Raw genomic sequence first — 23,880 nt, 5'->3', positions numbered from 1 at the left:
TTATTAATAGCTTATTTAGTGATCTTTAATAATATTATTTAGAGCAATAAAACTATTTATTAAGCAGCTTCTAAAGAAATTAATCGCTCAATATAATACCAACACTCTTCAATTTGAACATGATCTTGATTTACCTTTGCAAGTGTCGTCATCCCATCAAGAATATTGATATACATCGTAGTTAACACATGAGGTTGAAATACTTTTGCCTTTTCAAATAGATCTTCAACTAAATTCATTAACCAATTTCTATAGTCGACAATTGGACCAATAATAGATGGGTATTGTTGTAAAATTTCCAATGAAGCCTTTTGAAACATACAACCATGGAAATCATCCGAGTTAAACCATGACACATGCCAAAAATATACTGCTTTAATTTTTCCTAAATAATCACCCTCATCAATCTGATTTAATTGTTGCTCAATCGCTTGCTGAATGCTTTTATTTCTTCTAGATAAACACTCTTCGATTAGACTCTCTTTAGATGGGAAGTACTTGTAGAAAGTCATCTTAGCGACGCCTGACTCACTGATAATTCGATCAATTCCTATAGAACTATAGTTATGACGGTTAAATAAATTCAGTGCCGTTGTAATAATATCTTCTTTTTTTGACATTTTATTATCCTTTAGAATTTTATCAAAAAACTTAATGTATTATTTAGACATAGTAAATGCTGGATAATTCTGGCTACTATGCTTATTCATATTATTTTAAGAGTATTATCGAAAATATGGAAACTTTTCTTAAACAACTCATGATTAAGTTAAGCAAAAAAGTAGGAATACACAAGATAATTTGTAAAAAAATTTTTCTTATAAATAAAACAGTCATTATTGTGTGCATTAAATCACTTTTTTACAATAATAAATTAGCTAATTAAGTACATCCCTTTGTTTTCAAAAACGAGAATCAATTGCTTTCAAAAAAAATCGTCTTATATTTTATTAATCCAATAAAAAGATTTTTGGTTGAACTAAAAGATATATTTATAAGCGACCAAAAGAAATCGGCAATATATAATTGGAAAAAGCAATAATATTAATTCATTGAGTAGAAGACTATGCCAAAAAAATTTGAAGATTTTGATAACCCAAGACAGAAAGCTATAGACGGAATGAAAAATAGTATTTCTGAGGATTTATGGAATAAGAACGTGCAGTTTCTCAAAACTTTGCGCGAAGAGATTTCACAACATCCTGTGTCTAAACACCCTGCAATTCAGCTATTAAATGATGGCTCAATTGATAAAGAAACCTTAAAACATATTCATCTTGAATACCGACATGCCATAGTGCAAGTATTTACAGATGCTTTATTGATGGCTCAATTCCAAACCAAACAACTCGAACCTCGCCTGAAATCAGGTTCAAAGATGTATGCCCGCTTCTTACTCAACCTCAATGTCTTAGATGAGTATGGCTATCGTCCGGCCTTAGATATCAATGGATACTATGCTGGTAATCCTGATTATGCACACTATCCTTTATTTGAAGATGTACTCGATGATTTCGAATTAACACAAGCAGAGCGCAACAATTATCAGCCCTCGATTATTGCTCAACAAGTGAAGAACTATCTTGAATATGCTTTCGATCGTTATGAAGCCGTAACAGCGTTATTGGCTGTTGCAGAAGAAGAAGTTATTCTTTTTAGTCCTGCCTTGCGTCAAGCAACTAAAGCTGTAGGCTTTAATGTAGATAGTGGTTACTACTATGTACATGGTGTTTCACAAGATGAAACTGCTGAAGCTGCTGACGATGACCATGAAGATGATCTCTGGTTTGTTCTAGCTCAAGCCTGTGTAGAATCTGACTATCCTTATATCCGACAAATTTGTTTAGAATATTGTGATTTATGGCAACAATTCTGGGATGAACAAATTGCAACTTATCAATTTGAATCGTTTAGAAAACTTGCATAATTTTCTTCTTAATAATAAGGTCATCTCCAAATCAAGGATTAAGATGACCTTAAAACTTTCGCCAATCATAGTGAGCTTGAAGCGAATCTTTTTAGTGTTTCTGAATGATTCTGCCTTTTAACAGCGAAGTTTACATAAGCTGTCAAACTTGTAGCCAATTGCGTTACAATTCAAGTTTTATTACCTTTCAATCCAATGTTTGCACACTTCGATTTCAATCTTCTAGTTTTGCTGATCTTATTAGGATTTGGTGTTTTCAGTCAAAATACGGCTGTTATGATTGCAACAGCTGTACTAATCATCGTGAAAATCACTCCGCTCAATCAGCTTTTTCCTTACATTCAGCAACATGGTTTAAACATCGGAATTATCATATTAACCATTGGTGTTCTTTCCCCAATCGCAAGTGGAAAACTCAGTGGTGAAAGTATTTTAAAATCATTCCTAAGTTACAAATCTCTATTGGCAATTGCTGTTGGCGTATTCGTGGCTTGGTTAGGTGGACGAGGTGTGAAATTGATGAGTCACCAACCAGACGTTGTAGCAGGATTATTGATTGGAACAGTCGCGGGTGTTGCATTATTACGTGGAGTACCTGTTGGTCCCCTAATTGCAGCAGGCATATTATCGATATTGATTGGTAAGAGCTAATATCTCAAACCAATCAGATAACATGCTGTTATAAATTTACCAAATCTATAACGCAGAGTTTAAAACGATCAAATTAACGTTCGTAATACATCACACGCTTTTGTGAGAATTTTTCTAATTGCTTTAAAAAGCCTTCAAAATAGCTTTTCTCTTTTTCGTCAGTACGATAACCCGCATAGAGCGTTCTTCTCAAACCTTTTGGTGAAACACAATCTAAGCGACGACTCACCACCCATCCTTTTTGCTCATATTCATTCACAACCCAATCAGGCAAAGCTGCAATACCACGCCCACTCGCTACCAGTTGAATTAACATCTGAGTCAAATCAGTAGTCCGAATGTGTTTTGGCAAAATATTCGCGGGTAAAAACAGATGAGCCATAATATCCAAACGATGCTTATCGACTGGATAGGTAATCAAAGTCTCTTCAGCCAGATCTTGAACGGTAATATGTTCTGCTCTCACCAAATGATGTGTATTTGATAAAACTAGACGTGATTCATACTCAAAGATTGGAAAGTATTCTATACCTTTTAGCGCAATTGGATCTGCCGTGATCAGTAAGTCAAATTCAGCGTTTTGAAGAAGTTCATGCGGGTTTGACTCAAAACCTGCAGCAAAGTCTAAATCTACGTCAGGATATTGTTGACGATATTGATTTAATAAAGGCATGAGCCAATCGAAACAGCTATGACATTCAGAAGAAAAAATTATGCGACCTGTTTGCCCATGTACGATTCGAGTGATATCAGTCTGTGCAATTTGAACTTGTGGTAACACATCATCAGCTAATTTGAGGAGACGCTCACCCACATTAGAAAAACTCACAGGACGGCTACGTCGATTGACAACTTCTACACCATACCAATGGTCTAATTCTTTTAACTGATGAGAAATAGCAGATGGAGTCAGACATAAATCTGCCGCTGCGGCAACCAAAGAGCCATGCTCTCTTAAAGCGAGTAGTGTTTTTAAATGTCTAAGCTCTAACACAGCACCAACCATTATTGAATTTATTTCATCTTAGCACAAAATTAATGAGTTAGCCTCACTATATGTTCCTGCTATTCCAAATGTCTAAAAAACGTCTTATATCATATACATCATGTGTCAAATTCATGTGAACATAGGACACTAATTCTTTGAATTAACAAATGCCTTGAGTTAATTTACGTTCCTTTTCACATTTTTCAACTGTCTTGAATATAATAGTAGCGTCACTTTTTCCTTAACATGTTATGTCATCTCCCTCAGAATTGAATCAAACAAAACAATATTCCTTATTTCTTGTAATTTTCTCCTTGGCTGTTGGTAGTTTCTGTATTGGTACTACTGAATTTGTCGCAATGGGTCTTATTCAAGAAATTGCAACTGATCTTCATGTCAGTGTCCCACATGCAGGTTATTTCATCAGTGCTTATGCATTAGGTGTGATGGTGGGTGCTCCTATCATTGCGATCTTAGGTGCTAAAGTGCCTAGAAAAACTTTATTATTATCACTAATGCTGTTTTACGGTCTCGCAAATGCTGCTACTGCTTTTGCCACGTCTTCAGATGCAATGCTTATTTCTCGATTTATTGCAGGATTTCCTCACGGCGCATACTTTGGTGTAGCAGCATTAGTCGCGGCTGAGCTAGCAGGTAAACATCGTCGTGCAACAGCGATTGCACAAGTTATGATGGGCTTAACTATTGCGAATGTGATCGGTGTTCCTATAGCCACTTGGTTAGGACAACAGTTTGGTTGGAAGGCTGGATTTGAATTTTCTGCGACAATCGCTTTCATTACACTGATAGGCGTAAGTTTATTTGTACCCAATATCCCTTTGCAAAAAACAGCTAGCATTAAAGCTGAATTAGCTGGGCTAAAAAATATTAATATGTGGCTGACATTGGCAGTTGGAGCAATTGGTTTTGGTGGCATGTTCTCGGTATATAGCTATGTGTCTCCGATACTGACTGAATATACACATGCAGATATCAGCATTGTGCCAATCGCTTTAGCAATATGGGGAACAGGCATGGTCATCGGAGGCTTAGTAGCTGGTTGGTTGGCTGACAAAAACCTATTCAAAACCATGATTGGTATTCTTATAAGTTCAGCATTGGCCTTTGTATTTGCAAGCTTTATGATGACAAATCTTTATACTGCCATCCTTGCTTTATTTTTAATTGGATTCACCGTAATTGGTTTAGGCAGTGCCTTACAAACACATTTGATGGATATTGCGGGTGATGCACAAACTTTAGCAGCATCTTTGAATCATTCAGCATTCAATTTAGCAAATGCCTTAGGTGCATTTCTAGGTGGATGGGTATTGAGTCACAATATGGGATGGTTAGCGCCAATATGGGTTGGCTTTGTTCTGAGTTTAGGCGGATTAATTATTTTATTAATCGCCCTTGCCTACGCTAAATATTCAGCAAATAAACAGTCTGTTATTCTCCAATGACAGACTGACGAATTTTTTCGTTAGTGTACTAACTTATAAAGCTGTCGGTCATGCCATTTTGACAACAAAAACAAAGCACTGACCGATCCAATCAAGGCGAAAAACATATCTGACTGGGTATCCCACTCATAACCTTGTGTTCCTAAAAACTCTTCTGCACCTTCACCAAGCGTAAGTGCTGCCGCCCATTCTATTAACTCATAACTAGCACTTATCGCAAGCACAATAGAAATGACAATAAAAATCAGCATTTTTCCATGCTTCAAGATGCCATTTCTCAGCAAAATTTCACGTGCTGCAATTGCTGGAACAAAACCTTGCATAAAATGCCCAATTTTATCGTAAGGATTTCGGTCTAAACCAAACCATGCAGCCATTTCAAATCCAAATGGCACACGTGCATAGGTATATGTTCCACCAACAATCAATACCATGCAATGAATAAAAATCAATACATAGAGAAGATTAGTCAAAGGAAATCTTTTATAAGTGTGAATCAATAGTGGAACGACAATTAATACAGGTAATACTTCCATGAACCATGTACCACGGTCAAAAGGATCAATTCCTGAAATAATTAAACTCAAAACTAAAAAGAGCATCGCAAACAACAACACTAATTTTTGATTCATCATCGCCCCTCAATTCTTTAATTTTTTTAAGGACATTCTTCATGTCCATATTAATCTGTATTTAGATCGAAAAGAAAAATTTAAATGACTCAACAATCGGCGATACCACAGAGATAACCAATAATAATGCCATAGCTGTATTAAAATATTGAACCTTCTTCTGATCATTCACAATACTTTGTAAGCGTTGCCCCATATAGGCCCAGATTCCAACACAAGGAATGCTAACCAATCCGAAAATCGCACCAATAAAAACAAACTCAGCTAAATGGCTATTTACAGAGCTATAGGTTGCAATCGCACCCAATGCCATAATCCAAGCCTTAGGATTAACCCACTGAAATAAGGCAGCCCCCATAAAACTTAATGGCTTTTCAGGCTTTTCTTCTCCATCTACTCGTCCTGCACCATAAATTTTATAAGCTAGATAAAGTAAATATACGATCCCAACTATTTTCAGTATTTCATACATCAAAGGAGATTGTCCAAGTGTGGCTCCTATACCGAACCCAACAAGCATAACCATCACACCAAAGCCAAATCCGATGCCTAAAATATGCGGAATACTTCGCTTAAATCCAAAATTCAAACCTGATGCCGCCAACATAATATTATTGGGTCCAGGTGTTATAGACGTGACAATAGAATAAACAACAAAAGAAAAAAAGGTCAGTAAACTCATATACAAAATCAAAGCAATTGTTCAAATTTACACTTACTATAACAGCCAATTAAGTCAGTTTATTTCAAACAATAAAACTTTTTATTCTGGTAGCTTTTCGCCGCAATAAGGACAATAGTGTTTCTTTGAGTTTTGTTGCTCTTGTTCTTCTAAGACATGCTCTCGCAAAAGTTGGATAATAATTTCATGCATTTGCTCTTTGGGTAATCCTACTCGCTGTCTTAACTTTTCTAATTCGATCGTATTGTGAACCACCTCAAAACCCTGCGCTTGAACAAGCTCACGGAACTCTTGTTCCAAACGCTGATTTCGTTGATTGAGTTCATTAGCCAAACCAGAAGCCAAAATACCCGCAGGTAAAGCTGCAATCCCCACACCTAAAATCGTAATAATTGCACCTAAAAACTTACCCATATTTGTGATAGGCGTAACATCACCATACCCTACTGTTGTAAGCGTAACGACTGCCCACCACATCGCGTGAGGAATTGAACTAAATGCTTCAGGCTGTGCTTTGTTTTCGACTACATAGATACCAGAGGCAGCCATCACGATAAGAATCACTAAGATAAAAATAACAGCTTGGAATGATCCTTTTTCACGCTTGATGACCCTGAGTAAAATTTGTAATGACACAAAATAGCGGGTTAATTTAAGTAGTCTCAACAAACGTAAGATTCGCAGCACGCGTAAATCAATTGGCACGAAGAAATTAAGATAAGCAGGTAAAATTGCAACCAAGTCGATAATAGCCCCCCCGCTACGCATCCATTTCAAACGCTGTTGGCTTGCTGGAAGACTAGGTTCCTTTTCAACAATACTCCACAGTCTAAGTACGTACTCGATGGAGAATAGAGCGATTGATATATTTTCAAACACATCAAAATAGACTTGGTACGCCAAATACAGTTCAGTGATCGACTCCAAAATAACTGCCGCAACGTTTCCAACGATTAAAAAAATCAAAAAATAGTTTACGCACAAACTAAAGGTGCTTTGATGATCATCATTTTGTAAATTGTTATAAACAAAAAGTCTTAACCGTTTTATTGAAAGCTTTGCCATACCATACTTATAGTTATCTCAACCAAGACAAAAATGTATCATGTTGATCAAGCACTGGATACGATATTTGGGCATTTCCTGAATTATTTCGGTAAATCACATTGCTAAGAATAAAAAATAACTTTGCAGCAACAGTAGTTTGCTTGCTTATAAATTATCATTTAATCAAGTTCATATCTCAAAAATGATTTGAACCTATCACTTTTATAAAAACAAATTCCATCTTACACATGAACAGAACGAGAAATTTATATGGGCTTTAAACCTATTCCCACTTTGATTTCAATTGGTATCGCTTTAATCATATGGTTCATTATTCCTGTGCCGTCAGGTGTTAGTCCTCAGGCATGGCATCTGCTCGCTATGTTTATTGGTGTAATTGCCGCTATTATTGGTAAAGCTATGCCGATCGGGGCTATTGCAATACTTGCTATCACTTTGGTTGCCGCTACAGGTGTCACTAGCGACAATCCCAGTGATGCTATAAAAGACGCTTTAAGTAGTTTTGCTAATCCGCTCATTTGGCTGATCGGTATTTCTATCATGATCTCCAAAGGATTACAGAAAACTGGACTAGGTGCTCGCTTAGGCTATTTATTTATCGCTGTTTGGGGCAAAAAGACCATCGGGATCGGTTATAGCATGGTGCTATCTGAGCTGATACTTGCACCAGTTACTCCAAGTAATACTGCACGTGGTGGTGGAATTATTCACCCGATTGTACGTGCAATTTCTACCAGTTATGACTCTGACCCTACAAAGGGAACTCAAGGTCGTATGGGGAAATTTTTAGCTTTGGTGAATTACCAAGCCAATCCAATTACTTCAGCAATGTTTATTACAGCTACAGCACCTAATCCATTGGTCGTTGATCTCGTGGCGAAGGCAACCAATAGTCAGATTTCATTAAGTTGGAGTACTTGGGCGATTGCAATGGTACTCCCTGGTTTAGTTGCATTAATCGTCATGCCATTGATCATGTACTGGATGTATCCCCCTGAAGTGAAGGAAACTCCAAATGCAGCTCAATTTGCAAAAACAAAACTCAAAGAAATGGGCGCAGTGAGTAAAGATGAAATCATTATGCTTGGTGTTTTCGGAATCTTATTGCTGTTGTGGGCAGGTATTCCTGCCATGATCTTGGGTTCAGCGTGGGCTGTTGATCCAACTACCACAGCATTTATTGGTTTGACTTTGTTGTTACTCACAGGTGTTTTAACTTGGGAAGATATCCTGACGCAAAAAAGTGCGTGGGATACCATCACTTGGTTCGCAGCTTTAGTGATGATGGCAACTTATTTAAATAAACTCGGGTTAATCACTTGGTTTTCAGGTATCTTGGAAAATAGTATCGGTTCATTAGGTCTAGGCTGGATGCCTGCGTGTCTATTGTTAATGCTCGCCTATTTGTATGCACACTATATGTTTGCCAGTACCACAGCTCATATCACAGCCATGTTTGCAGCTTTTTATACGGCTGGACTCGCATTGGGTGCGCCACCGATGTTGTTTGCCTTAATGATGGCAGCCGCTTCCAGTATCATGATGACCTTAACCCATTATGCGACTGGTACATCCCCTGTGGTTTTTGGCTCAGGCTACACCACACTTGGTGAATGGTGGAAAGCTGGTTTTGTGATGAGTGTCGTTAATATCATCATCTTTGTGGTGATTGGCGGACTGTGGTGGAAAGTATTGGGTTATTGGTGATTTGATTTACACGAGTATTTCACTCCAATTGAAATGCCCGTATAACTAAAAAATACTATTTATATTTCAGGAAGTAACGATATTAATTTTTTCCGTGCAGCCAAAGCCGCTACTTTTCCTCTAATCGTAGATGGATGCTGTATTCTGTAACACAAGTATTTTTGATCATATATAAATTTATAGAGTTGATTTTTATCTATGCTTTCACCTTTATAATCCTGCCCTTGGGAATATAATTTTGGATCAAAAAACTCCCTTCTATAAATAGTATTCTGGCTTCCATTTGCTAAAATAATGATATTAGGTTCAAAATACTCAATTTGTGCATTTAGTAGTTCAAATGAAATACTTTTTATCTGTTCGAAATATTTTGATTTTATTGGGCTTTTTTCCTTCCATGCAAAACAAAATAAATTACAGTAAATTAATCCTTCAACACCAGATTTGTCCGCAATAGCTCGCGTGAAATCATGAAAGGTAACTTTCTTAGTTCTAGGTTCAAGCATCATTTTTTGGAAAAAGCTCTTATTCTTTTCAATTGATTTAACTATGTAGTGGTCTAAAGAATACACTTGATCTAACGTGATGTTCCATCCCCTAGTTTCAGCACCCACAATCATAATTTTATTCTTAGCAGTCCAGTAATGATCTGGCTCACTAGCAAGAAAAAGACCAGATAATCCTTCTTTATACTTACTATAATCATGTAGTGTATTAAAAAAAGACTCGTCAACTTTAGAAAGTATTTTTAAGTATTTTTGTTCTAAGTCATAAAAGTTTTTCATTCTAATTACTCAAAAATAAGGGCTGATTAATCAGCCCTTATTTTTAACTCATTAAAACTTAATTATCAATAAATTAAGTCAATTGAGCAGCTTGGATTTTCTTGGTATCAACTTGATCAGCTTCTTTTGTATATTCGCTCATCTTGTCGAAGTTTAAGTATTTGTAGATGTCAGCAGAAGCGCTGTCGATTTGCGACGCGTACTGTTGATATTCTTCTGGGCTTGGTAATTTACCAAGTACCGCAGCTACAGATGCAAGCTCAGCAGAAGCTAAGTAAACGTTTGCACCTTGACCTAAACGGTTCGGGAAGTTACGAGTAGAAGTTGATACACATGTTGTGTTCGGTGCTACACGTGCTTGGTTACCCATACACAATGAACAACCTGGCATCTCTGTACGCGCACCAGCACGACCATAGATGTTGTACATGCCTTCTTCCATCAATTGGTGCTCGTCCATACGAGTTGGTGGAGCCAACCATAAACGAGTAGATAATGAACCACTCGGTACTTTATCCAACAATTGACCCGCTGCACGGAAGTGACCGATGTTAGTCATACAAGAACCGATGAATACTTCATCAATTTTGTCACCTTGAACGTCAGAAAGAAGTTTTGCATCATCTGGATCGTTCGGGCAGCAAAGAATAGGTTCTTTGATGTCAGCAAGATCGATTTCATATACTTTCGTATATTCAGCATCAGCATCAGCTTTTAATAAGCTTGGGTTATCTAACCACTTCTGCATGTTTTCAGCACGACGAGCAAGTGTACGAGCATCGCCATAACCTTCAGCGATCATCCACTTCAACATTGTGATGTTAGAACGTAAGTATTCAGCAACTTTCTCTTCAGAAAGAGTGATTGAACAGCCAGCTGCAGAACGTTCAGCAGATGCATCAGAAAGTTCGAATGCTTGCTCAACAGTCAAGTCATTTTCCATTTCTGTTAAGTCGATCTCAAGGATACGACCAGAGAAGATGTTTTTCTTACCTTTCTTCTCTACAGTTAAGTCACCAGCTTTGATCGCATAGTAAGGAATCGCATGTACAAGGTCACGTAAAGTGATACCAGGCTGCATTTTACCTTTGAACTTAACAAGTACAGACTCAGGCATGTCAAGTGGCATAACACCAGTAGCTGCTGCGAACGCAACAAGACCTGAACCCGCTGGGAATGAAATACCGATTGGGAAACGAGTATGTGAGTCACCACCAGTACCTACTGTATCTGGAAGTAACATACGGTTTAACCAAGAGTGGATAATACCGTCACCAGGACGTAAAGATACACCACCACGGTTCATGATGAAGTCAGGTAATGTATGGTGAGTTGTTACGTCAACTGGTTTTGGATACGCAGCTGTGTGACAGAAAGACTGCATCACTAGATCAGATGAGAAGCCCAAGCACGCTAAGTCTTTTAACTCGTCACGAGTCATAGGACCAGTTGTATCTTGAGAACCAACAGTAGTCATCTTAGGTTCACAGTAAGTTCCTGGACGGATACCTTGACCTTCAGGAAGACCACATGCGCGACCTACCATCTTCTGAGCTTGTGTAAAGCCTTTACCAGTGTCAGCAGGTTGTACTGGAGTACGGAATAAAGTAGAAGGCTCAAGACCTAATTCTTCACGCGCTTTAGCTGTTAAACCACGACCAATGATCAGGTTAATACGACCACCAGCACGTACTTCGTCTAAAAGTACTGGAGTTTTAAGTTCAGCTTCAGAAATTTGTACGCCATCTTTAAACGCTGTAACTTTTGCAGCAGCGTGATCGATTTTCAATACAACTTCGTCGCCCATGTTCATGTTCGCAACGTCGATTTCAACAGGTAATGCACCTGCATCTTCCATTGTATTGAAGAAAATTGGAGCGATCTTAGAACCTAAGCACACACCACCATCTTTTTTGTTTGGAATGTGTGGAAGTTCGTCACCGAAGAACCAAAGTACAGAGTTAGTTGCAGATTTACGAGAAGAACCTGTACCAACAACGTCACCCACGTAAGCAACTTGGTTGCCTTTCGCGATCAATTCTTTGATTTGGCTTAATGGACCAACTTCACCTGGTTTTTCAGGGTTGATACCATCACGTTCGTTTTTCAACATTGCGTTAGCGTGTAACGGAATATCTGGACGGCTCCAAGCATCTTGAGCTGGAGACAAGTCATCAGTATTCGTCTCACCTGTTACTTTGAACACAGTGATTTTGATTTCTTCTGGAACGTCAGGACGGCTTGTGAACCATTCTGCTTCAGCCCAAGATTGCAATACAGCTTTAGCAGCAACGTTACCTGCTTTAGCTTTGTCTGCTACATCATGGAATGCATCAAATACAAGAAGTGTTTTTTTCAATGCTTCAGCTGCTAATTCAGCAAGCTCAGCGTTATCTAAAAGATCAACAAGAGGAGCTACGTTGTAACCACCAAGCATCGTGCCTAGTAAGTAAACTGCGCGTTCTTTAGTTACAAGTGGAGAAGTCGCTTCACCTTTCGCAACCGCAGATAAGAAAGCAGCTTTAACGTATGCAGCTTGGTCAACACCCGCTGGAACACGATTTTCAAGCAAATCTACTAAATATGCTTCTTCGCCTGCTGGTGGATTTTTTAATAAAGTTACAAGTTCAGCAGTTTGAGCATCATCAAGCGGCTTCGGTGGGACTCCGAGTGCGGCACGTTCTTCAACGTGTTGGCGGTAAGCTTCTAGCACAGTGTTATTCCTCTTTTTTAAAAAATTACTTGTAAGTTCCAGCTTTTTTCAAGCTCTACAAGTAATATGGACAGCAAAATTTTACTAGACTTCGACTTAAAAGTTAATGGAACTACCGTATTTCTACGTGATGCCCATTATTTTATAGCGAAATGTTTGTCACTTTTGAATACCGCTTTGGTCTTAGATCAAAGCCTAATAAAACAACGAATTAGGTACATAAAAAAAGACAACTCTTGTTGTCTTTTCAATGGTCAAATTAAAATGATTTATAGTTCGGTAACTTATCATGTGGTGTTACCAAACATTGATCCGTAAATTTCTTCTTTAAATCTTCACGGATCGTATCAGGATCAGACTTCATCTGATCTGCTGGAAGTCTATAAACCGTTTCAATAATTTCGAAAATAAATTTACTCGTCATTTCATCTTCAATCTTGCTCGCATGTTCTTTTGCTTGCTTTTCTTCAATTCCATTCTGACGATCTAGTGCAATAGAACGAGCTGCATTGCCAATACTTACGCAATAGCCATGCCACTGTTGTTCAGGTGTTAAAGGCTCTTTCTTACCACAACCCATCAAAATCAAACCGAGTGCAATCAATACAACCTTTTTCATCTTCATACTGCAGCTAATTAGATGTAGACATCATACTCAAACTCAAGCATTTTGCAAAAAAGATGCATTTAAAAACATCAGCTATCGCTAAAAAATTACATATCATTTTGTACACGACATGTTGTTTGATGTTTTGAGACATTTGCCACCAGTCGAAGAGAGATATGTATTGCCTTGTACTAGATTGTAAGCCTTACCTTTAGTGTCCCAACAACGAACCCCATTACAATTCTTGATCGGAATCAAAACTTCTGTTTTTGCTGTAAGTGCTACATTTTTAGTTTGAGGTGTTGTTGCAACTGCTGCTGTTTTTGTTTCTTTAACCACTTGAGCCTGTGCTTGAGTTGGTACAGCATGATTGGCTGTGTTTCCAACCGTCATATTTTGTTTGGATGTATCAAGTTGAGGCTCTTGTTTCTTGGTGGGTGGTGGTGTCGCTGAATATGTAGTTACACCCTTCGCATCTACCCATTTGTAGTATTCTTTCGCATTAAGTTGAAATGAACTACTCATCAAACCAATACTAACGATTGCCAAAAGCTGACTAAAAGTGACACATTTCATCCCCTTTCTCCAAAAAATGTCATTTATCTATATTTTTCAATTACTTATATACAATAATATCACATTTATATTGTAAAAGTACTATAAAAAAACCTGCCTTATCTAAACAAGGCAGGTTTTATAATGTTTATCTAGAAGCGCCAGTTGTAGAATAAGTCAATAGCTCGTTCTAAGGACTGACTTGCTTCCAAATAAAGTCGACGATTCATTTGATATCGCAAAGTCAATTTATTGACAGGTGTAAATACACCGATACCATAGCGAATAAATAAGTCTGGGGTAATATAACCCGTTAAACTCACTTGGGTATCATCACCAGTTCCCTGAGCATCTAATGCCAATCCACTTAAGCCAAAAGTTCGCCCAATTTGATTCGTTAAAGCTCTAGTTCCACCTAAGCCCATGCTGATTCCAGCGGCAGCGATTGTATTATTAACATCAGATTTGAATCCTTCAGTGTTACTTAAACCACTACCACCTTCATTAATACGTCCTGTTAATAAAGCATTGAGTGCTTCTTGCTCAGACAGACCTGCATCATTGTACACTTGAACATTAGGGACGGTCGCAGTACCCGTAACACGCACACCAACCATGCTTCCTTGTACAGGTTTATTTGCATCAATATCTAAGGTTGGGTTTGCTAGAGGTCCATTAAAACGAGCAATTGCACGATTCAAGTCGAGACTCTGACCATAAGCTTCAATCTTCACTTTTTGGCTTACACCAATTGCACCATTTGCTCGCATGGCTGTTTCTAAACCACGTTGTGACAGATGTAGACGTCCGACCAATGGGATATTACTTTCAAAGCCTTGGAAAATAACTTGATTACCGAGATTTACCGTCATATCAGCACGGATATCCCATGGTTTCGCTGCTTTTAAAGTAGCGAGTAGATCTTGTCCTTGATGCACCACACGTACATCAGGTGAAACATTCACCACCGTTGCTGAACTTTCTGGCATGGAAATGCGAGCACGAGGAACATCAATCGTACCTTTTAAACTTAAACGTTGAGCAAATGGATAAACATCCAAGCTTAAATCGGGTTTAACAATCGCTGTAATCATTGGTGCTTGGCGAACTAATAGATTATCGCCTTTAAGTGTTAATGCTAAATGAGGATCATTTTTCCAGTCAAAGCTACCTTTTAAACGACCTACACCTTGTCCACTATTAAATGCACCATCTATGCTTGCTGAATCTTGTCGAATCGAAGAGTAAAGCTGAATATTATTTAAATTCACAGGTAATGAAATCATACTAATAGCGCCATTTTTCAATCGCATTTCACCTGTAAATTGTGGTTGTGTTAAAGTTCCGTCCACTTTTCCAGCAAGTGATAAGGTGCCAGCCATAGAACGTACATCTTTAATAAATGGCTTAAATACTTTGAGCTGAACTTCATCAAAAGCAATTTCACCGCGCATTGGCATATTTGTTTGGAATGGATTAATAATCACATTGGCATAACCTGTTCCAATATCAGGTGTTTTCATATCCACTCTGAATAACAATCCTTCACCAACGCTTTTTGCGATCAAACTAAGTTCATCATAAGTAACCGTTGTTGCAGGATCTTGGGGATCAGCAGCAGCAAGACCAATTTCACCTTTACGGGTTACTAATGTCGCATCTAATTTTGGTCGCGTACCATTTGCCCATGATGCACGTGCATAACCATTTAACTGTCCTGTAACAGCTAAACCTTCTGGCATAAATGCGGCAAAATCATTTAAATCAAGATTTTTTGTGAGAAAAGAAACATTTCCTTTAGTTTTACTTATACGTGCAGCCTGATCAAGGCATAACTGGCTATGAGAGCTTGACCAACAATGCTGTCCCACAAACAGTTCAGCCGCAGATGAGGTATATATAATCGGCGCACTTTGATTTTGTACTAGACTAATTCTACGCGAAGTGAAATTACCTTTTTGCAACTGACCTAACCAATCGTTGTTTTGATTAAATCCACCTGCGAGTTGAACATAAAAATTAGACTGCTTATTTTTACTTTCAACTTTTAACAAATGCGCTTTGCGAGTACCAGCGAGATTCACAACTGCATTTTCAATTTCACGATTTCCATTGCGTACTTGATTTACCTTCGCAGTTAAAATCGTTGGTGTGGTCTCTGAAGTTGGTAGTTCACCTTGCACACGTAATGACTTAATACTAACTAGGTTGTTAAATGCAAAATTATCTACAGCGATGTTTGCTGTTGCTTTCAGTTTCGGTTGAGATTGTATATTTAAATTACCATACGCTCGACCTTGCAATCCCGGATAGATTTCATACAAAGCTGGTGCGTTTAATTTAACTTTCAAACTTTGTGCATTACCTGTTGCTTGTAATTGGTTTTGTGCATATGCAAAAAATAAATCATTTGCTTCAAACTGTTGTGGTAAGAACCCTTTTTGATTTGAATCAAGCAAAAGTGTTAAATTACCTCGTCCTCGAACAGGTTTATTGTTAATAAAACCTGCGGCATTGAGTTGACGTATATCAACTCGTTTTAGATCATCAGACCACACTCCCTGTGATTTGACATGTCCTGAAATTTCACCTTTGACACTAGAAACAAAATATTGGGGCTTGAAACGAACTAATGAAGTTTCGATATTCCAACCTAATTTATCTTTTAAATTGACTGAACCTGTTGCAAATAATTTACCTGCCACACCATCATGCTTTAACTCATTAATTTTCACGTAATCAGGCGTGCCAGCAACATCAATTTTTAATAATCCATTTGCCTGATTTAAAGCATTTAATGAACCATCATACTGAACCGCATAACTCTTAAATCCACCACCATTTTTTTGATCATGAAAAAGTAAAGCCGCAGTACTTTTCCCTTTAAGTGCAATTTTTTCAGATGTATTTGATTGGGCTAACTGACCATTTAGATCAATATTATCAAATTGAATAATCTGCTGATTCGGTTTAGCAAAACCTTTAGCAACAATTTGTCCATTTAATAAATTTACTGGTGCAGCTGTAGCTACAGTTTGTGGATTGAAATTATCTGCTTTAAGCGTTGCACTCCATGAGAGTTGCTGTTTTTCAGTCGGAAGTTTAATTTTTGCTAGACCCGATAAGCTTCCATTTTCTGCCTGATAACGAAAATTTTCGATATCTAACAAACTACCTTTAACATCTAAGCGAGCATCATATTTACCCGTTGGCAATACTGTTTTTTCATGTGGCTTTACAGTAGTCGAAACAAAGATATCCTGCTGACCTTCTTTAAGTGTAATGTTGGTTTGACCATTATCACTACTTAGCCAACCAATATATGGCACTGCTCGATCAATTCCTTGCCAAGCAATATCAACTAACATCGGTTGAGGTTTATTGGATATCGCTTTTGCTTGATTAAGTTTTACATTCCAAGTCTCGTATTGATCAAAAGCTAGTTGTGCATTCAATGCCAACCCTTTTTCCATAGAACCAATTGAACTCAGATTTGCGTCCAACGTTGGTGGCAAAAAGTCCTGAGCTGCCTGAGGGATGATTTTATTTTTAGGATTAAGTCGATCAAGTCGACCTTTAATGTCCCATGCAACATGATCTTTCCAACTTACAATCCCTTTTAGTGAAACGCTACCATTCATCACCTGACCATTAAAATCCTGAATATTTAACTGGTTTCTAAGGTCCGTTTCCATCAAAGCATTATATTTCCCTTCAGGAATTTGCTCACCTTTAAGATCGGTATCTAAACTTAAAATAAGTTTTTTGATGTTACCGTTAAAACGTGCAACACCATCTTTAGCAAATAATTTTTGTTCTTTTAATAAAGGCAAATGATAGTTTTTGAATAAAAGCTCACCCTGCATTGGCACACCATCACGTACTGGATGTAAAACAGTCCAGCCTGTTAGCAAATCTGGTGTTTGCGTTGCTACACCTGCTTTTAGCGTATCTAATGTACCTGAAGCAACTACCTTTATGACATTGATATCTAAACTTTTAAGAGATGGAATAATAAGATCAGCTTTTGCATCAATCGGATATTTACCACTAAAATCCATCTGACCTGTCGCATTTTTTACAGCCAAATATCCCATGTCCATATGTGAGTCTTCAAACTCTAATTTGGTACCTGACCATAGGGCATCTTTCAAATAAATATCATTAAACTTTACTTCAGATGTTGTTGTCTTAATGACTAAATGATCTAAATTCGCCTCATCAACTCTTAAAACAAAAGGAAGCTTGATTGCATCAAATGCAAATGGTTTTCCTGATGGTGGCTTTTTATTAATAACTTTTAGATTTTGAACATCAGCATGGCTTAAATGTATTTCTTTTTTGAATACTGCACGCCAACCCAAAGATACATCAGCACGATCAAGCGAAACATCTACAGCTTTCAGTTGGACAAGAACATTTTTTAAAATGATTCCTGAAAGTAAATTACCACTTTCATATTCATAACGAATCATCTTTTGACTTTGCAAAACACGATCAAGTAGAAAACGGCTGCCTTTATCCGTAGACATCATGACAAGTAATGAACTGATAAGTACTACAAGCGTCATTAACAGGACTAAAACAATAGTTCTAATCGTATGACGCTGTTTTTTCGGTCCATTTGAAGGCGTTAATTGCTGTTCTACTTCCGACATAATCAACCTGATTTTTTAACCTTTGAATAGGTTTTGTTTAAGATTATTAAAGTTGTGGACCAATAAAAAAGTGTAAACGAATTGGATTATTGTCGTTGGATATACCAGAAGCGACATCCAGTCGAATTGGACCAATTGGTGAGCGCCAACGTATACCAACACCTATACTATATTCTGTAGGGTTGCTAAATTGTTTATCATAAGCATTACCAAAATCGGAAAATACGGCTGCTCGCCAACCATCTTTAAATTGATAATTGTATTCAAATGAGCCAACACCTAGGGCTTGACCACCAATTTTATAGCCATCTTCTTCAGGTGATAAACTTTTATAGTCAAAACCACGTAATGATTGATCACCACCTGTAAAGAATCTTAAATTATAAGGAACTTTATTGAAATCATCGGTAAAAATATAACTAGCATCGCCACGACCTACAAACTGATGGTCTTCATTTTTACCTAATGAATAAATAAATCGCCATCCAGCAGTTAAAATAGCCATGTTAGCATCAGATAATAAGGATTCTGATCCCAATTCGACTTTATAAGTTTGCTTAAATCCTTTTGTCGGATTTAACCGAGAGTTTGCATTCGTTTTCGATGCCTCATAACCGAATAACAATGACTCTTGTTCTGAATCAATACCTGAAACTTTAAATGCATCAGGTAATTCGTCAACATTGACATCACCTTTTTTTGTTAATCGATCTAGACGATAACGAAAACCCATCGTATGTTGCCAATCACCAAGAGGATTCTTAATGATTCGCTCTCCACCTAAAACTGCTGATTCAACCAAAAGATTTACATCAGGACCAATATCGTCACGCTCTTCACGCTCATAACCACCAACTAAGTTGAAGTAATCGTTGAGTGGATGTTTATATGGAATGCTATAACGACCATCGATTGATTGACGAATTTGTGAAAGCTCAATATTGGCATCAAATGCATGACCATATTTATTTACGATTGCACGTCTGTATTGACTACGAATACGGGCACCTGTATCAGTTCCGTAACCAATACCTGTTTCTAAGCTATTCAATCGATCTGCATTTAAAGTCACGACTACAGGAATTTTTTTCTCAATACGAGTTTGTTCTTCTAATTTTTGACGTTCTTCCTCTTCATCATCATGGTCATGAGCAAGTGGCATCGCTCTAGCCAATGCATAAGGCTGTGCAGCTTTCCCCCCAGAGAACTGGGATTCATCAACTACATCTTGTGTAACCTCTTGAGAGGATGTGACTTTTTGCCTAGCTAAATCTGCTTTTTGTTGACTATTTAATAACTGAGATTCTTGAATACGTTGCTGATCGACTAAAGCTTGCAAATCAGGAGGAAGCTCTAAAGGTGGTTGAATTGGATCAGGCTTAATTGTGTCAACCAAGGTATAGTTAAAATATCGTGTATTCGTTAAGTTATTTGCTAATAGATTCACACGCCAAAAAGCATAATCATCACCTTCTTTCCAAGGTGCCAAACTGTCTAATACTTTTTGTGTGAGTGGTAAAGGCTTACTTGGATCACTCATGCGATATTCAACTTTCTTCAGTTTATATCGCTCGCCTGTTTCATATTTTAAATTAATATCTGCAATTTTTTCTGGTTGACTAATCTTCACATCATGGAGTCGCCAGTATGCATCGAAGAAACCATTATCTGTAGCAGTATTAACAATTTTGCTTTTGGTCTCTTCATATTTTCCATGATTAAAAATATCTTTTTCATCTTGGATCGGAACTAAGCGAATAACTTGAAACTGAGGTAAATTTTCACCTGCTCCAGTAAAGTCTATATTTTGCTCGTTGATAATTACAGGTTCATTTGGTGTAACATTGACTTTAACTTTATTTTCACTGACTTTTTCAAACTTAAACTCTGCATTGTAATATCCTACAGCTTGAGCTGCTTGATTTGATAATGCACGTAATTGAGGTAAAGCTACTGCAAAATCATCAAATGATTCTTGCGTAAAACTCGAAAGTTTCGCTTTGATATTTGCTGCCAATTCAGGTGGCGCACCAGATACATCTGCACTAATACGAGGAACTTTGTCCGTATTTAAAATATTTTCTGGTTTGAATCGATTAATAATTTTCTTAAAAAATCCAACTTTTTCAGGTGCTGGCTCAGATCTAGCTTGGAAGTCAGCTAATGTTCTCCCTGTTTCATTTGCTTCTACAACAATCTTACTATCAGCCTGAATTTCCTGCATTAATTGATTGATGTTTACAGGTGCTTTTGTTATTTCTGTCAGTTCTGCTTGAGAAACATCATTGACTGTGGTTTGTGTGGCATTTGCTCGATAGTTTTTAGCTTCATTTTTCGCTTCTTCTGCAACACGATAGATTTCGTTTGCCATGTTCTGATCAACTGGAACTACTGGCAAATCCTCTAGATTTTCATCGAACTGTATAGGTTTTAATTCTTTAATTTGATTGATTGTCTGTTCTTGTTGTTTTAATGCAGCGAGACTATCTAATTCTGAAACAGTTACAGTCGATGGCTCTACTGTTGCCGATGCATTCACATCAGCCGATGCTAGAGTTTGTAATGTTTGATCAGAAGATGATGGTGTCTCTATTGAATTAATTTTAGACATATCAGCAATTTGCTCTTGAGCACAAGCAACTGATATAAAAGAACTAATTATAAAACTACTACAAATAAGTTTAGGAAATCCCTGCATTTTAAATATTAAATGCATAGAATGAACCAGTGTTGACTGTTTAAACTTATCTTTAGATAGCATGTGAAACTCTAAACTTATTTTTAATTTATCTTTTTTGATGGGTGAAAATTTCTTCAAATCTTTGATTTTCATCCAATCAAACATTGAAAGTATCATACATGCATTTTCTAGTATTTTTACAGTAAGTCACATTTTTTTTATAAAACACAATGAAGTGAACACATGATGAAACAAGATGACCACTTAATGACATCACGTCGGTTTGTCCCGATGTTTTTCACTCAATTTTTTGGGGCACTGAATGATAATGTATATAAGCAAGCACTGCTTTTGGTCATAACTTATGGGTGGATCCAACAACAAAGCGCACCGATTAGCACTTTAAATAATTTAGCTGCCTTGCTATTCATCTTACCCTATTTCTTCTTCTCTGCTACAGCAGGACAAATCGCGGATAAATACGAACGTTCACAACTAATTCGTTTTATTAAAATCCTTGAAATCGTGATCATGTTGATTGGTACAGCAGGTTTCTTGCTCGGAAACTTATGGCTTTTGCTTTTTGCTTTATTTTTAATGGGTACACATTCCACCTGTTTCGGTCCCATCAAATATGCCATTTTGCCTGAAATATTAAAACCGAATGAGTTAATGTCAGGAAACGCACTGTTTCAATCTGGAACCTCTATCGCAATTTTACTCGGCATGATCTTAGGTGGTGCTGTTATTGCATCTTCAGAAGGTAATTTATTGTGGATTAGTGTCACAGTTGTTACCATTGCCTGCTTAGGCTATTTAAGCAGTCGCTTTATTCTTCCGCAAAAGATTGCATCTCCTGATTTAAAAATTGATTGGAATTTTATTAGAACCAGTTTTCAGACATTGAGTTATGTAAAAAAAATTCCTGTTGTATTCATGATTCTACTTGGAAACTCTTGGTATTGGTTTTATGGTGCGACGTACCTCACTCAAATCCCCCAACTCACTCAACAAAATCTTCATGCATCTGAAAATGTCGTAAGCTTATTACTCACCTTCTTTTCGGTCGGAATCGGTGTCGGCTCATTACTATGCCGCAAGATCGGTGGCAGTGACATCAATATCAAGATGGTTCCTTATGGCGCAATTGGTTTGACTGTATTTGCACTTTACTTAGCTGCAAGTCTTGCATTTGTACCTGAACGCACTGGTGAACTTCTTAATTTAAAAGATATGTTTACTCAAGGTTTGGTTTACTACCACGTCATGATCGCTGTAACCCTACTTGGGATTAGTGGTGGATTTTATATCGTTCCTCTATATGCCATGATGCAAGCGTATTCACCACGTTCACATCGTGCTCGTGTCGTTGCTGCAAACAATATTCTGAACGCTGTTTTCATGGTCAGTTCAGCAATTTTTTCAATTTTAATCTTAAGCATTTTAAAAATTGATATTAAAATCTTATTTATCATCACAGCCGTTTTAAGTGCTTTTTTCTCAATTTGGTTATTGAAGCGCTTACAACCTCTGTTAGCGAATGCTCCCCATACTCTAGAGGATTAATATATGCGTCATTACACAGGTCTCGATAAGATGATCAATTCATTTGACCAAGCATTACGCAGCTTAGTTCCTGGTGCTACGACATCACAACGCAACAATCCTGCAGAAGAAACCCCTTCACAGTTATGTGTTAGCGATGCTCGTCATGTTGCGGGATTAATGCGTGTTAATCATAGCGGAGAAGTCTGCGCTCAAGCGCTTTATCACGGACAAGCACTGACAGCAAAGCTTCCACATGTTAAACAAGAAATGCAACAAGCAGCACTAGAAGAACAAGACCACTTAGCATGGTGTGAAGATCGTTTAAAAGAATTAGACAGTCATACCAGCATTTTAAATCCGATATGGTATGGTTTATCTTATGGTATGGGTGCAATTGCAGGCATTGCAGGTGATAAATATAGCTTGGGGTTTGTTGCTGAAACAGAACGTCAAGTCAGCCAACACTTACAAGAGCATATACAGCAGCTTCCAGCTCATGATGAGCGTTCACGTAAAATTTTAGAACAAATGAATGAAGATGAATTGCATCATCGCGAAACAGCATTAAATGCTGGCGGCGTAGAACTTCCTGTGCCTGTTAAAATCACGATGACGGCCATCTCAAAATTGATGACTAAAACAAGTTATTACCTTTAAAATTTGAGTAATTCGGGGAGTTGCGATGATGTAACTCCCTGCACTTCATTAAAATAGTACTAATTATTGCAAAACAATTTTTCCTTTATCTTTTGAGTAACGGTCATACCAGAAACTTTCAGATCCTTTTTCCAGATCCGTGAAAATCGTGTAATTAATTTTTCCCTGCCTAAAAGTTAATTGACCTTTTTTCTTAATTGCAATGACTCGATAATCATTCACCCATACTCGCTCTTTATCATCAATTTTGATACGAGCAAGTATCTTCCCATCCGTTCTTTCAGCGATCCACTGTGGTTCAATACTTCTTTTACCTTCCAGTGCATCCTGTGTATTATTTTCTACAAATCCTGCTTTTATATTCTCTTGTTTAGATTTTCTTATATCACAACCTTGCAATTCACTCAGCTGAGTACAACCTGATTGTTCTAATTGGTGTCTATATTTTTCATCAATTGCAAAAGCTTGATTAGCGATGAAGATACTCGGAAGAATTGACAAAACAAGAAGTATATTTCTCATATTATTACCGTTTAAAAGCTTATAAGATTTATTC

General features: G+C 37.4%; 18 protein-coding genes. 6 read left to right on the top strand and 12 right to left on the bottom strand.

Annotated elements, in window-relative coordinates:
• Positions 1-59: 59 nt before the first annotated feature.
• Entirely contained in the window at positions 60-620 is a 561-nt protein-coding gene (locus H2677_RS07030; RefSeq protein WP_004953978.1) for a TetR/AcrR family transcriptional regulator, read from the bottom strand.
• A gap of 446 nt (positions 621-1,066) precedes the next feature.
• Between H2677_RS07030 and H2677_RS07025 the strand changes: the two genes are divergently transcribed.
• Together H2677_RS07025 and H2677_RS07020 are read left to right on the top strand one after the other, a co-directional pair.
• The gene (locus H2677_RS07025; protein WP_005402503.1) at positions 1,067-1,927 is read left to right on the top strand and encodes a heme oxygenase-like domain-containing protein; all 861 of its coding nucleotides are present in this window, start codon (positions 1,067-1,069) and stop codon (positions 1,925-1,927) included.
• A gap of 195 nt (positions 1,928-2,122) precedes the next feature.
• Positions 2,123-2,578, top strand: coding sequence for a DUF441 domain-containing protein (locus tag H2677_RS07020; protein WP_005402502.1), 456 nt, complete (start codon positions 2,123-2,125; stop codon positions 2,576-2,578).
• A gap of 73 nt (positions 2,579-2,651) precedes the next feature.
• Here H2677_RS07020 and H2677_RS07015 read toward each other — a convergent pair whose 3' ends face one another.
• Complete coding sequence (locus H2677_RS07015; RefSeq protein ID WP_005402501.1) at positions 2,652-3,572, bottom strand: LysR family transcriptional regulator; 921 nt, start codon at positions 3,570-3,572, stop codon at positions 2,652-2,654.
• A 245-nt stretch (positions 3,573-3,817) separates the two neighbouring features.
• On the opposite strand from H2677_RS07015, the gene H2677_RS07010 reads away from it, so the two are divergent.
• On the top strand, positions 3,818-5,032 hold the full coding sequence (locus tag H2677_RS07010) for an MFS transporter (RefSeq protein ID WP_212639466.1): 1,215 nt from the start codon (positions 3,818-3,820) through the stop codon (positions 5,030-5,032).
• Positions 5,033-5,052: 20 nt separating this feature from the next.
• Here the strand turns inward: H2677_RS07010 and H2677_RS07005 are convergent, their stop codons facing one another.
• From H2677_RS07005 to H2677_RS06995, 3 genes are all read right to left on the bottom strand, one after another.
• Positions 5,053-5,664, bottom strand: coding sequence for a DUF2238 domain-containing protein (locus tag H2677_RS07005; protein ID WP_212639465.1), 612 nt, complete (start codon positions 5,662-5,664; stop codon positions 5,053-5,055).
• A gap of 61 nt (positions 5,665-5,725) precedes the next feature.
• Positions 5,726-6,346, bottom strand: coding sequence for a LysE family translocator (locus H2677_RS07000; RefSeq protein ID WP_004953966.1), 621 nt, complete (start codon positions 6,344-6,346; stop codon positions 5,726-5,728).
• 81 nt (positions 6,347-6,427) lie between these two features.
• The gene (locus H2677_RS06995) at positions 6,428-7,411 is read right to left on the bottom strand and encodes an ion transporter (RefSeq protein ID WP_130576245.1); all 984 of its coding nucleotides are present in this window, start codon (positions 7,409-7,411) and stop codon (positions 6,428-6,430) included.
• A gap of 252 nt (positions 7,412-7,663) precedes the next feature.
• On the opposite strand from H2677_RS06995, the gene H2677_RS06990 reads away from it, so the two are divergent.
• Positions 7,664-9,121 (top strand): DASS family sodium-coupled anion symporter, encoded by a 1,458-nt coding sequence (locus tag H2677_RS06990; protein WP_212639464.1) that lies wholly within the window; start codon positions 7,664-7,666, stop codon positions 9,119-9,121.
• Positions 9,122-9,180: 59 nt separating this feature from the next.
• On the opposite strand, the gene H2677_RS06985 is transcribed toward H2677_RS06990, so the two are convergent.
• The 6 genes from H2677_RS06985 to H2677_RS06960 all read right to left on the bottom strand — a co-directional run bounded on the left by H2677_RS06985 (position 9,181) and on the right by H2677_RS06960 (position 21,200).
• The gene (locus H2677_RS06985) at positions 9,181-9,906 is read right to left on the bottom strand and encodes a hypothetical protein (protein WP_212639463.1); all 726 of its coding nucleotides are present in this window, start codon (positions 9,904-9,906) and stop codon (positions 9,181-9,183) included.
• 73 nt (positions 9,907-9,979) lie between these two features.
• Entirely contained in the window at positions 9,980-12,619 is a 2,640-nt protein-coding gene (locus H2677_RS06980) for a bifunctional aconitate hydratase 2/2-methylisocitrate dehydratase (RefSeq protein WP_004911724.1), read from the bottom strand.
• A gap of 259 nt (positions 12,620-12,878) precedes the next feature.
• On the bottom strand, positions 12,879-13,238 hold the full coding sequence (locus tag H2677_RS06975; RefSeq protein ID WP_212639462.1) for a hypothetical protein: 360 nt from the start codon (positions 13,236-13,238) through the stop codon (positions 12,879-12,881).
• Between the two features lie 102 nt (positions 13,239-13,340).
• Positions 13,341-13,802 carry a DUF4124 domain-containing protein gene (locus tag H2677_RS06970; RefSeq protein ID WP_168153732.1) on the bottom strand — a complete coding sequence of 154 codons (462 nt, stop codon included), beginning with the start codon at positions 13,800-13,802 and terminating at the stop codon, positions 13,341-13,343.
• 131 nt (positions 13,803-13,933) lie between these two features.
• The gene (locus H2677_RS06965) at positions 13,934-18,439 is read right to left on the bottom strand and encodes a translocation/assembly module TamB domain-containing protein (RefSeq protein ID WP_212639461.1); all 4,506 of its coding nucleotides are present in this window, start codon (positions 18,437-18,439) and stop codon (positions 13,934-13,936) included.
• 46 nt (positions 18,440-18,485) lie between these two features.
• On the bottom strand, positions 18,486-21,200 hold the full coding sequence (locus H2677_RS06960) for an autotransporter assembly complex protein TamA (protein ID WP_212639460.1): 2,715 nt from the start codon (positions 21,198-21,200) through the stop codon (positions 18,486-18,488).
• 162 nt (positions 21,201-21,362) lie between these two features.
• Here H2677_RS06960 and H2677_RS06955 point away from each other — a divergent pair, with 162 nt between their 5' ends.
• The gene (locus H2677_RS06955) at positions 21,363-22,685 is read left to right on the top strand and encodes an MFS transporter (protein ID WP_004953941.1); all 1,323 of its coding nucleotides are present in this window, start codon (positions 21,363-21,365) and stop codon (positions 22,683-22,685) included.
• A 3-nt stretch (positions 22,686-22,688) separates the two neighbouring features.
• Positions 22,689-23,324, top strand: a complete 636-nt coding sequence (gene coq7, locus H2677_RS06950; RefSeq protein WP_004911746.1) for a 2-polyprenyl-3-methyl-6-methoxy-1,4-benzoquinone monooxygenase — start codon at positions 22,689-22,691, stop codon at positions 23,322-23,324.
• A gap of 63 nt (positions 23,325-23,387) precedes the next feature.
• Here the strand turns inward: coq7 and H2677_RS06945 are convergent, their stop codons facing one another.
• Positions 23,388-23,846 (bottom strand): hypothetical protein, encoded by a 459-nt coding sequence (locus tag H2677_RS06945; protein WP_212639590.1) that lies wholly within the window; start codon positions 23,844-23,846, stop codon positions 23,388-23,390.
• Positions 23,847-23,880: the final 34 nt, after the last annotated feature.

The organism is Acinetobacter junii (genome assembly GCF_018336855.1).
In the GTDB taxonomy this organism is placed as follows: domain Bacteria; phylum Pseudomonadota; class Gammaproteobacteria; order Pseudomonadales; family Moraxellaceae; genus Acinetobacter; species Acinetobacter junii.
This window is presented reverse-complemented; position numbering and strand designations above follow the sequence as displayed.